Raw genomic sequence first — 10,581 nt, forward strand, 5'->3', positions numbered from 1 at the left:
GACGCCCATGTGGTTCGCGGGCGCGGCTAGGCGCCGTCCCGTCGCGGGGCGCCCTGCGGCCCTTCGTCTCGGCTTCGACCTGAAGCCGGGCATGCGCGTCGGCCTCTATGGCGGCTCGTTCAACCCGGCCCACGAGGGTCACGCCCACGTCGCCGAGACCGCGCGGCGGCGCCTTGGTCTCGACCGGGTGATCTGGCTGGTCTCGCCGCAGAACCCGCTGAAGTCGGGGCATGAGACGGCGCCGTTGCCTGCGCGCATGGCCGGCGCGCGCAAGGTGGCGCGCGGGCGCAACATGATCGTGAGCGACGCCGAGACCAGGTTCGGATCGCAATACACCATCGACACCCTGCGCGCGCTGAAGGCGCGGTTTCCAGGGGTTCAGTTCGTCTGGATCATGGGCGCCGACAGCCTCGCGAGCTTCCACCGCTGGCGCGGTTGGACCCAGATCATGGCTGAAGTTCCGGTCGCCGTAGTCTCGCGTCCGTGGATTTCGCTGAAGAGCCGCTCGTCACCCGCCGCTCGGCGGTTCGCCGCCGCCCGGGCCCCTATTCAGCAGGCCAAGCTATTGCCGGGGACCGATCCGCCGCGCTGGGTCTTCCTGACCGGACCGCTGAATTTCCAGTCCTCGACGCTGTTGCGGGAACGCATGCGCGGCGGGCGGAATTGAAGACTTTGTGAGCCTGGGCTGACCGAAGCCGCCGGCCGTGCTATGGATGGCCCAGCGAGGCAACAAAGGAGCGACCCCGCTGAGCCCTGACCCTGCGCCTAGAGCGCAAGAAGCCCCGGTTTCCGCGGCTTCCACCGACCCGGAGGCGACCATCACCGCCCTGGGCGATATGATCCTGCAGCGCCTGGACGACGACAAGGCGCAGGATGTCGTCTTCATCGACCTGAAAGGCAAGAGCGCCGTCGCCGACGCCCTCATCGTGGCGTCCGGCCGTTCGCACCGGCATGTCGGCGCGATGGCCGACCATCTGCTGCGCGCGCTGAAAGAGCACGGCCACGGCAAGGCCCGGGTCGAAGGCCTGCCCCACTGCGACTGGGTGCTGATCGACACCGGGGACGTGATCGTCCACCTGTTCCGCCCGGAAGTGCGCCAGTTCTACAACATCGAGAAGATCTGGTCGGTCGACGCCCCGCACCGGACGCAGGCAAGCTGATAGTCTCATAGATCCTCCCCCGCTGGGGAGGTGGCGCGCGAAGCGCGACGGAGGGGGACGGCTCCCAGAGTCAAAGTCCCCCTCAGTCGGCCGAACGGCCGACAGCTCCCCCAGAGGGGGAGCATCTGACCGGTGACGCCCCTCAATGAAGATCACCCTCCTCGCCATCGGACGCCTGGCCCGCTCGCCGGAAGTCGAGCTGGTGAAGATGTATGTCGAGCGCGCCACGGCGGCGGGACGGGCCCTGGGCTTGGGCCCCGTCGAGGTCGTCGAGGTCGAAGCGAAAAAGCCCGGCAAGGCGGCCGAGGCCGAGGTGCTGCGTCCGCACCTTGAGGGCGCGCATGTCATCGCCTGCGACGAGCACGGGGCCGCGCGGCCTTCGCGGGCCTTCGCCGCCGAGATCGGTCGCCTGCGCGACGACGGCGTGCGCCGCCTGGTGTTCGTGATCGGCGGCGCCGACGGGCTCGACCCGACCCTGCTGGCCGCAGCGAACGGCAAGCTGGCCTTCGGGCCGCAGACCTGGCCGCACGCCCTGGCCCGCGCCATGCTGGCCGAGCAGGTCTATCGCGCCGTGACCATCCTGGCCGGCGGCCCCTATCACCGCGATTGAGGCCGGTGCGGCGGCGGAGTATCGGTTGCTGATGATCCGCCGGCGCCTTCTCCTGCCCGTGAGCGGCGCGCTCGCCGCCAGCCTGGCCGCCGCGGCCCTCGCCTACGCCGCCGGCGACAGCCAGATGCGGCTGGAGCGGCTGAACGTACGCGAGACCACCCTGAACGCCGAGCAGGGCCGCAACCTGAACCGCATGGCGCGGCTGCTGACGGCGCTTGCCCAGTTCCGCCGCGATCCGCCGCCCGCCCTGCTGGTCAATCCTGACGACGCGACGCAAGCGGTGCGCGCGGCGATCCTGGTCAAGGCGGTGACGCCCGAGCTGCAGAAGCGCGCCAGGGCCTATGCCGCCCAGGCCACCGAGATCGCCCGCCAGCGGCGGTTGGCGGCGGTGGCCAGCGAGACCCTGTTCACCAGCGACTCCGAACTGGCCGAGCGGCGCGAGCGGCTGGAAGCGACGCCGCCCGGCGCCCTGCCGCTCGAGGACGGACCGACCAGTCCGCCCGCAACCCTGCTGCGCCCGGTGGGCGGGGCGCTGCTGCACCGCTTCGGCGATCCGGTCGCCGGCGGCGGCGAGGCCAGCGGCGTGACCTTCGCCGCCGAAAAGGGCGCGCGGGTCGCCGCCCCGGACGGCGGGCTCGTCCAGTATGTAGGCCCTGTTAAGGGGTGGGGAGTCATCCTGATCATACGGCTGGCGGGCGGATACCACCTGGTATTGGCCGGCCTGGACCGGGCCAGCGTCGAGATCGGACAATCGGTCGCGGCCGGCGCCCCCGTCGGATGGATGCCGGGCGAAAAACAGGCCCCATCTGAGCTCTATCTGGAGGTCCGCGAACGCGGAACGCCCGTCGATCCGGCGAGATGGCTGGACAGGCAGGCGGATTAGGTCGAACCATTTCCGCCGAAATTGGCGTGGAACGTGGTTCTGGAATTTTCCGGAGCGGCGCCGTTCCGCCGCAAGGGAGGCTCAAGGGCCTGATATGCGTAAGTATCTTCTGATCGGGGTTTCGGCTTTCGTGCTGGGCGCGGGCTCCATGGCCTACGTAAGCCAGCAGGCGCTCGCCTCGGCCCAGGCGCCCAAGGCCAAGACCTATAAGATGCTCGAGCTGTTCGGCGACGTGGTGGACACGGTCGAGCGGCAGTACGTGACCGAGGTCGACGACCAGAAGCTGATCGAGGCCGCCATCGACGGCATGCTGACCTCGCTCGACCCGCATTCGGGCTATCTGAACCCCGACAGCTTCGACGACATGCGCGACCAGACCCGCGGCGAGTACGGCGGGCTGGGGATCGAGGTCACCAGCGAAGAGGGCGTGGTCAAGGTGATCTCGCCCATGGACGGCACCCCGGCCTTCCGCGCCGGGATCAAGCCGGGCGACTTCATCACCGCCGTGAACGGCGAGAGCGTGCTGGGCCTGTCGGTCAACGAGGCGGTCAAGCAGATGCGCGGCAAGCCCGGCGAGACCGTCACCCTGACCATCGCCCGCGAAAAGACCGACCCCTTCGACGTGAAGGTGGTGCGCGAGGTCATCAAGCCGAAGTCGGCCACCGCCAAGATGGAAGGCGACTACGGTTATCTGCGCGTCTCGGCCTTCAACGAGAAGACCACCGAGGAGGCCCAGGCGGCGCTGGCGGACCTGCGCGCCAAGAACCCGAAGATGAAGGGGCTGATCCTCGACCTGCGCAACAATCCGGGCGGGCTGCTGGACCAGGCGGTCGGCATCTCGGACATGTTCCTGGAAGGCGGCGAGATCGTCTCGCAGCGCGGCCGCGACCCGCGCGACATCGAACGCTACAACGCCCGGCCCGGCGACGACGCCGGCGGCCTGCCGATGGTGGTGCTGGTGAACTCGGGCTCAGCCTCGGCGGCCGAGATCGTGGCCGGCGCCCTGCAGGACCGCAAGCGCGCCGAGGTGGTCGGCCTGACCAGCTTCGGCAAGGGGTCGGTGCAGACCGTCATCCCGCTGCGCGGCGGCATGGACGGGGCGCTGAAGCTGACCACGGCGCGCTACTACACCCCGTCCGGCCGCTCGATCCAGAAGACCGGCATCGAGCCGGACCTGGAGGTCGCCGAGACCCGCGAGCAGGCCCAGCGTATCGCCAACCGCGCCTTCCAGTTCTCGGAGGCTTCGTTCCGCAACGCGCTGAACGCCGAGGAGGGCAAGGCCCGTCGCGGCGCCCACGTGCCGGCCGAATCGCCGCCCGAGGGTTTCGACGAGCAGAAGGGCGACTTCCAGCTGGCCCGCGCCAAGGACGTGCTGAAGTACGGATCGGTCGCCGCGACGCCCAAGCTGCCCAAGCCGGAGCCCAAGATGGCCGCCGTCGTCGCGCCGAAGGCCGGTGTACCCGCCGGGACGATCGACAAGCCCTTGCCCGACAAGAAATAACCTGCGGCGAAACCCTGCGCCGAAGTTAACGCCTCGGCGCTGATGTTCACTGTATAAGTCGTTTGTTAACCATATTCGCGGACGCTCCAATGCTGGAACGTTCCGTGACCATGGCCATGTTTTCGAAGAAGCAGTTCGCGATCGCGGCGCCGGCGCCGGCGCCTTCCCCCGCGCTCCCCGAGCTGGCGATGCGCGCCTTCTCCAACCCTTATGTCGGCGCAGGCGCCGCCGGGGTGCTGTTCCTGCTGGTGCTGATCGCCCTGATCGCCCTGATCGGCGACCCGAAGGCCAGCTCGCCCGTGGTGCGGCTCTCGCTCGCCAAGATCACCGCCGGCCCGACCCCTGAAGGTTGGCGCGAGGGGCTGAGCCAGAACGGTCAGCCGACCGTGACCGAAGACATCTTCCAGCTTTCCGAGACCCCGATCGGGGCGATGGGCGAGGCGACCATCACCGTCCAGGGCGCGCGGCCGTTCCACGCCGCCGACCCGCTGCCGCCCGCCCCACTGGCCGGCTTCCACACCCAGGGCCCCAACGGCCCGCTGCCGATCATCGCGGCGGGCGGCAAGACCCCGGCCGAGGCTTATGCGCGGCCCTTCACCCCGAACGGCCGCCCGAAGGTGGCGCTGGTGATCGGCGGCCTGGGCCTCAACGCCGCAGCCACGCGGCAGGCGATCGACACCCTGCCGCCGGAGATCACGTTGTCGTTCGTGCCCTATGCCGAGGGCCTGCAGGGCTGGATCGACCTGGCCCGCGCGGCCGGCCATGAGGTGCTGCTGGAAACGCCGATGGAGCCTAACGACTATCCCGACAACGATCCGGGCCCCTACACCCTGATGGCCAATGCGCCAGGCGCCGAAACGGTGAAGAAGCTGGAGTGGGTGCTGTCGCGGGCCACCGGCTATTTCGGCGTCACCAACTATCTCGGCTCGCGGTTCATGACCTCGGACAACGGCATGAGCGCGTTCCTGACCGCCCTGCGCGGGCGCGGCCTGGCCTTCATCGACGACGGTCAGGCCGCGCGCCGCACGGGCCCCGGCCGCGCCTCCGCCCTGCGGGTGATCGACGAGCAGCTTTCGGGCGAGGCCATCGACCAGCAGCTGCTGGCCATCGAGGCCGGGGCCCTGCAGAACGGCCAGGCTCTCGGCTCCGGCTTCGCCTACCCTGTGACGCTTTCACAGGTCGCTAAATGGGCTGAATCGGTCGAATCTAGAGGGTATCAGCTGGCTCCGGCTTCCGCTTTGGCCGCGCGTCGCTAAATGGAATGAGATGACCGACCTGTCCGCCTATCGCCCGAACGTGGGAGTGGTTCTGTTCCATCCTGACGGCCGCGTGTGGCTGGGCAAACGCTTCCAGACGCCCGAACCCTACAACTGGCAATTCCCGCAGGGCGGCGTCGACGCGGGCGAGGACCTCTATCTGGCCGCCAAGCGCGAGCTGGCCGAGGAGACCGGCGTCGTCAGCACCACCCTGCTGGGCCGCACCGACGGCTGGCTCGCCTACGACTTCCCGCCAGGCCACAACGGCTCGAAGATCGCCAAGGGCTGGAAGGGCCAGCGCCAGGTCTGGTTCGCCCTGCGCTTCGACGGGCAGGAGAGCGAGATCGACCTGAGCGGCCACGGCCATCCTGAGTTCGACGCGTGGCGCTGGGGCCGGCTGGACGAAGCCCCTGGCCTGGTGGTGCCGTTCAAAAAGGCGATCTACGAGGCGGTGGTGCGGGCCTTCCACGACTTCGCCGGCCTGCCCGGCCGCGCGGCCTGATCGCCCCAGGATGACCGACGCCCCTGCGCCCGTCGTCATGGTCCATGGCGCCTTCTGCGGCGGGTGGGCGTTCGAGAATTTCCGCCAGCCCTTCGAGGCGGCCGGCCATCAGGTGACCGCGCCCGACCTGCGCGGGCACGGCTCCCAGGACAGCTCCAGCGCCGTGGTCGGCGTCTCGATGGCCGACTACGCCCGCGATATCGCCCGCCTGTGCGAGGAACAGGCCGCACCGCCGATCCTGGTCGGACATTCCATGGGCGGGCTGGCGGCGGCCATGGCCGCGCGCCGCGCCAAGGTGCGCGCGCTGGTGCTGCTGGCGCCCTCGGCCCCGTGGGGCGTCGCGGGCTCGTCGATGGAGGAGGCGGTCACCGCCATGGGCCTGCACCTGCTGGGGCCGTTCTGGGCTCAATCAGTGACGCCGGATCGCGGCGTGATGGCCACCTACAGCCTCGACCGCATGGCCAAGCCCGACCGTGACGCGGTGACCGCGCGCCTTCGGCCCGAAAGCGGCAGGGCGCTGTGGGAGACGCTGAACTGGTGGCTGGACCCGATGATGACCACCAGCCTGGCGTTCGGCCGCGGCGACGCGCCCTGCCTGGTGCTGGGCGGCGAGCGCGACGTGGTGCATCCGCCGGCGACGGTGCGCCAGACCGCCGGGCGGCTGAACGCGACCTTCATCGAGGCCCCCGGCATGAGCCACTGGCTGCTGGGCGAGCCCGGCTGGCGAGAAGTCGCCGAGATCTCCCTGGGCTGGCTGGAGGACGCCGCGGCGCAGGCCTAGGCGCCCTCCGCGGGGCGATCTACTTCACCCCCAGCACCTTCTTCAGGAACATGATCTCGGTGGTGCGGACCGCCTCGACGTTCTGCTTCTTGCTGACGCCGTGGCCCTCGTCCTTGGCCAGGACGTACCAGACGTCCGTGCCCTGGGCGCGCAGCTTTGCGACCATCTGTTCGGACTCCGACTGCGGCACGCGCGGGTCGTTGGCGCCCTGATAGATCATCATCGGCTTCTTCATCCGGTCGCTCATGAAGACCGGCGAGATCTTGTCGAACACGGCCTTCATCTTCGGGTCGCGCTCGTCGCCGTACTCCACCCGCCGCAGGTCGCGGCGGTAGCCCTCGGTGTTCTGGAGAAAGGTCGTCCAGTTGGAGATGCCGTAGAGGTCGATCGCCCCGGCGATGCGATCGTTGTAGTGCGCCGCCACCGCCAGGGACATGTAGCCGCCGTAGGACTGGCCAACGATGGCGACGCGGCTGGCGTCCAGGTCCGGCTGGGTCGCCACCCAGTCCAGCAGCGCGCCGATGTCCTTCACGGAGTCCTCGCGCTTCGGCCCGTTGTCGAGGTCGAGATAGGTCTTGCCGTAGCCGGTCGAGCCGCGGACGTTCGGAATGATGACTGCGGCCCCGATTTCGTTCACCCACGATTGGCGACGGGGGTTGAAGTTGGGCTGTTCCTGGCCCTCGGGACCGCCATGGATCTGGATGATCACCGGCAGCTTTTCGCCCGCCTTGGCGGCCGGCTTGTAGATGAAGGCCGGGATCGAGCGCTTATCGAAGGTCGGGAAGCGGAACAGCGTCGGCTCCACCAGACGGGCCGGATCAAGGCCGCCCAGTTCGCTCTGCGTCCAGCGGACCAGCTGCTGGTCGTCCAGGCTGTAACTCCAGGCGTCGCCAGAGGACGTAGAGGTCGAAAGGCTGAGGCCCAGCCTGTGGCCGTCCGGCGAGAAGCCCAGCCCGGTGAGCACGCCGAGCGGCAGCTTCGGGGCGGCCAGCAGCTTTCCGGTGGCGACGTCCTTCAGCAGGACCTTCGAATACCCCTCCTCATTGACCATGTAGGCCAGGGTCTTGCCGTCGGGCGAGAGATCGAAGGCCTCGGCCGACCACTTCGCCCCGGGGTCCAGGTCACGGGCCTTGCCGGTGGCGATGTCGATCACCACGGGCCGGGTGAAGTCCGAACCATCGTCCGACAAGGTCACGACGCCCGCGCCGTCTGCGGTGAAAGCGCCGCCCTGATAGGCGACCTTGCGGCCGATCGCGCCAATCTGCTTCAGCGTTCCGCCGGTCAGGTCTAGGACGAAGAGGTCGGTGTGGGTGGCCGAGACCGAGCGGCTGACCAGCAGCGACTTGCCATCCGGCGAAAACGCCTCGACCGACATGGCGCCCGTCCCCTCGTGAACGACGCGGCGGCCCTCCGGGTTTGCGGTGTCGGCCAGCAGGATGTCGTAGTTGGGATCGCCTGGGGTGACCTGGCTCCAGGCGACCTGGCGGCCATCCTTCGAGAAGGTGAAGGCGGCGTTGCGGGTCTTGGGCGCGGTGAGCTGAACCTCCTCGCCATTCAGACCGCGCAGATAGGCCTGGTAGTACTCCGCCCCGCCGACGTCGCGCGGATAGACGAAGCGCTGGGCCCCTGGCTGGGCCTTGGCGCTGTTCACCGGCTCGTCGAAGAAGGTGAGCTGGGTGCGGGCGGCCCCCGGCGCGGCCACGCGGTGGATTTGGTTCACCTCGCCGAAGCGGGTGGCGATCAGCATCGAGCCGTCGGCCAGCCAGTCCTCGAACACCGCGGTGCGCGCGTTGTAGTAGGGCGCGATGGCGGCCCTCAGGACGGCCGGCGTCTCGGGCACGTTGTCGTAGACGATCTGGCCCGCCTCGCGGCGGGGAAGGTCGGCGGCGGTTGCGGCGGCGGCGCAGGCGAGGCTGAGGGCCGTGCCAAGCAGCAGGGCGCGCGTCGTCATGAGCGGAACTCCAAACAGCAAGGGTTTGGAGGGGACCCTAGAGAGCGTTCCGCGATACGAAAACGCTCAATCGACCAAAGCCGCCGCCGAAGGGCGTCAGTGACCGGACGGGCTGAGGAACTTCAGGCCGAGGATGCCGCTAACGATCAGGCCGACGCAGACCAGCCGTGCGACCGTGGCCGGTTCCTTGAAGAGGACGATGCCGAGGATGACGGTGCCGACCGCGCCGATGCCGGTCCAGACCGCATAAGCGGTGCCGAGCGGCAGCGACTTCACGGCGATGCCCAGCAATGCCATGGAGACCACCAGGCTGACGCCGGTGAACACCGTCGGCCAGAGCCGGGTGAAGCCCTCGGTGTATTTGAGCCCGACGGCCCAGCCGATCTCACAGATGCCGGCGACGAACAGAACGACCCATGCCATGGCTTGCGCCTCCTAGCTTATGGGGCCGTCCCCGATGACAGGCGTGATGTGCGGGGGTCGTCCCCCGCGCCCGAAAAAGGGAGATAGGGCGCCCGTCGCCGGGCGCCAGTCCTCTTAGAACTTGCGTTCCGAATAGAGCACTTCAGCCGTGTCCCACTTGTCGCTGACGGGCGAGCCGTCCGGCTTCTTCAGCTGCAGGAACACCAGGCCGATCGACTCGTGGTCGGTGAAGTACTCCCACGAGTTGGTGATGCGCTTGTAGTCGGTCGCCGGGGCGAAGTCGTTGCGCTGTTGCAGCAGCTCGGGCTTGTGCAGGAACGAGAAGATGTTCAGGCCGACGATGATCGGCTTTTCCTGGTTGATCTCGTAGTTCACCGTCAGCCGGCAGACGTCCTTGTTGGAGCCCTGCGGCCACAGGGTGATCGTGTAGGGCTTGGCGACCAGGGTGCCGACATAGGTGCCCTCGCGCTTGTTCTTCTTGTAGCCGCCGAGCGCAGTGGCCAGCTGGTCGAAGTTACCGCCCTTGACCAGCGGTTTGCAGAAACGGGTGACCACGTCGATGATCTGGCCTTCGGCCCCGGTGGTCGGGATCGTGTAGGTCTTTTCCTCCGCCGGCGGAGCGGCGGGCGCGACGGGCGCGGCTTCAGCCGGGGCGGCGGGCGGCGCGGGGGCCGGCGCCGGCTCGGCCGGGGTTTGGGCGGTGGCCGCCGTGGCGAGGCCGGCGAGAGCGATCAGACTGACGATGGCGGTGCGCATGGCGGGTCCCCTAACTGACTCGGCGCATAACAATAGGAACACGTCATCCCTCGCAACCCCTCTAGCGCCGCAATTGGGCCAATCGGGGGCGATTGAGTCGCCTAAAAGCAAAAGGGCCCCGGAATCCCGGGGCCCTTCGCTTCGATAGGGTGTCGGCTCAGGCCGCGACTTCGCTGGCCTGTTCGGCCAGGATCGTCAGGCCGTCCGGCGTCACGTCGGCGAAACCGCCTTCGATCGCAAAGACCTTCACGGCGCCGCCGCTGTAGACCTTCACCTCGCCGACCTTCAGCGTCGTCATGAACGGCGCGTGGTTGGCCAGGACGCCGAAGTCGCCTTCCGTACCCGGCGCGTCGACCTGATCGACCTCGCCGGAGAACAGTTCGCGCTCGGGCGAGACCAGGGAAAAGTGCAGCTTACCGGCCATGGGGCTTAGGCTTCCGCAGCCAGCTTCTCGGCCTTGGCCACCGCGTCTTCGATGGTGCCGACGTTGTAGAAGGCCGCTTCCGGCAGGTAGTCGTATTCACCATCCACGACCGCCTTGAACGAGCGGATGGTGTCTTCCAGGCTCACGAAGATGCCCGGCATGTTGGTGAACTGCTCGGCCACGTGGAACGGCTGGCTGAGGAACTTCTGGATCTTCCGGGCGCGGGCCACGGTCAGCTTGTCCTCTTCCGACAGCTCGTCCATGCCCAGGATGGCGATGATGTCCTTCAGGGCCTTGTAGGCCTGCAGGGTTTCCTGGACGCGGCGGGCGACGC

At 68.6% G+C, this 10,581-nt stretch carries 12 protein-coding genes and 1 pseudogene; 8 read left to right on the forward strand and 5 right to left on the reverse strand.

Features of this window, described 5'->3' with window-relative positions; genetic code table 11:
- Positions 1-7: 7 nt before the first annotated feature.
- From ACE3T2_RS06840 to ACE3T2_RS06875, 8 genes are all read left to right on the forward strand, one after another.
- Entirely contained in the window at positions 8-667 is a 660-nt protein-coding gene (locus ACE3T2_RS06840) for a nicotinate-nucleotide adenylyltransferase (RefSeq protein WP_374656032.1), read from the forward strand.
- A gap of 46 nt (positions 668-713) precedes the next feature.
- Entirely contained in the window at positions 714-1,160 is a 447-nt protein-coding gene (rsfS, locus tag ACE3T2_RS06845; RefSeq protein ID WP_374656034.1) for a ribosome silencing factor, read from the forward strand.
- 145 nt (positions 1,161-1,305) lie between these two features.
- Entirely contained in the window at positions 1,306-1,770 is a 465-nt protein-coding gene (gene rlmH, locus ACE3T2_RS06850; protein WP_374656036.1) for a 23S rRNA (pseudouridine(1915)-N(3))-methyltransferase RlmH, read from the forward strand.
- A 31-nt stretch (positions 1,771-1,801) separates the two neighbouring features.
- Positions 1,802-2,653: a murein hydrolase activator EnvC gene (locus ACE3T2_RS06855; protein ID WP_374656038.1), complete on the forward strand. Its 852-nt coding sequence runs from the start codon at positions 1,802-1,804 to the stop codon at positions 2,651-2,653.
- A 94-nt stretch (positions 2,654-2,747) separates the two neighbouring features.
- Positions 2,748-4,154, forward strand: coding sequence for a S41 family peptidase (locus ACE3T2_RS06860; protein WP_374656040.1), 1,407 nt, complete (start codon positions 2,748-2,750; stop codon positions 4,152-4,154).
- Positions 4,155-4,243: 89 nt separating this feature from the next.
- Positions 4,244-5,410, forward strand: coding sequence for a divergent polysaccharide deacetylase family protein (locus tag ACE3T2_RS06865; RefSeq protein ID WP_374656042.1), 1,167 nt, complete (start codon positions 4,244-4,246; stop codon positions 5,408-5,410).
- Between the two features lie 10 nt (positions 5,411-5,420).
- Complete coding sequence (locus ACE3T2_RS06870; protein WP_374656044.1) at positions 5,421-5,912, forward strand: RNA pyrophosphohydrolase; 492 nt, start codon at positions 5,421-5,423, stop codon at positions 5,910-5,912.
- A 10-nt stretch (positions 5,913-5,922) separates the two neighbouring features.
- Entirely contained in the window at positions 5,923-6,693 is a 771-nt protein-coding gene (locus ACE3T2_RS06875) for an alpha/beta hydrolase (protein WP_374656046.1), read from the forward strand.
- A 19-nt stretch (positions 6,694-6,712) separates the two neighbouring features.
- On the opposite strand, the gene ACE3T2_RS06880 is transcribed toward ACE3T2_RS06875, so the two are convergent.
- The 5 genes and pseudogenes from ACE3T2_RS06880 to ACE3T2_RS06900 all read right to left on the reverse strand — a co-directional run.
- Positions 6,713-8,644 (reverse strand): S9 family peptidase, encoded by a 1,932-nt coding sequence (locus tag ACE3T2_RS06880; RefSeq protein WP_374656048.1) that lies wholly within the window; start codon positions 8,642-8,644, stop codon positions 6,713-6,715.
- Positions 8,645-8,740: 96 nt separating this feature from the next.
- The gene (gene sugE, locus ACE3T2_RS06885) at positions 8,741-9,067 is read right to left on the reverse strand and encodes a quaternary ammonium compound efflux SMR transporter SugE (protein WP_374656050.1); all 327 of its coding nucleotides are present in this window, start codon (positions 9,065-9,067) and stop codon (positions 8,741-8,743) included.
- Between the two features lie 114 nt (positions 9,068-9,181).
- Positions 9,182-9,823, reverse strand: a complete 642-nt coding sequence (locus tag ACE3T2_RS06890; RefSeq protein ID WP_374656052.1) for a hypothetical protein — start codon at positions 9,821-9,823, stop codon at positions 9,182-9,184.
- Positions 9,824-9,980: 157 nt separating this feature from the next.
- Positions 9,981-10,247, reverse strand: a complete 267-nt coding sequence (locus ACE3T2_RS06895; RefSeq protein WP_374656054.1) for an ATP synthase F1 subunit epsilon — start codon at positions 10,245-10,247, stop codon at positions 9,981-9,983.
- Between the two features lie 5 nt (positions 10,248-10,252).
- Positions 10,253-10,581, reverse strand: a pseudogene (locus ACE3T2_RS06900) (F0F1 ATP synthase subunit beta); the annotation flags it as partial.

The organism is Phenylobacterium sp., assembly GCF_041919955.1.
In the GTDB taxonomy this organism is placed as follows: Bacteria; Pseudomonadota; Alphaproteobacteria; order Caulobacterales; family Caulobacteraceae; genus Phenylobacterium.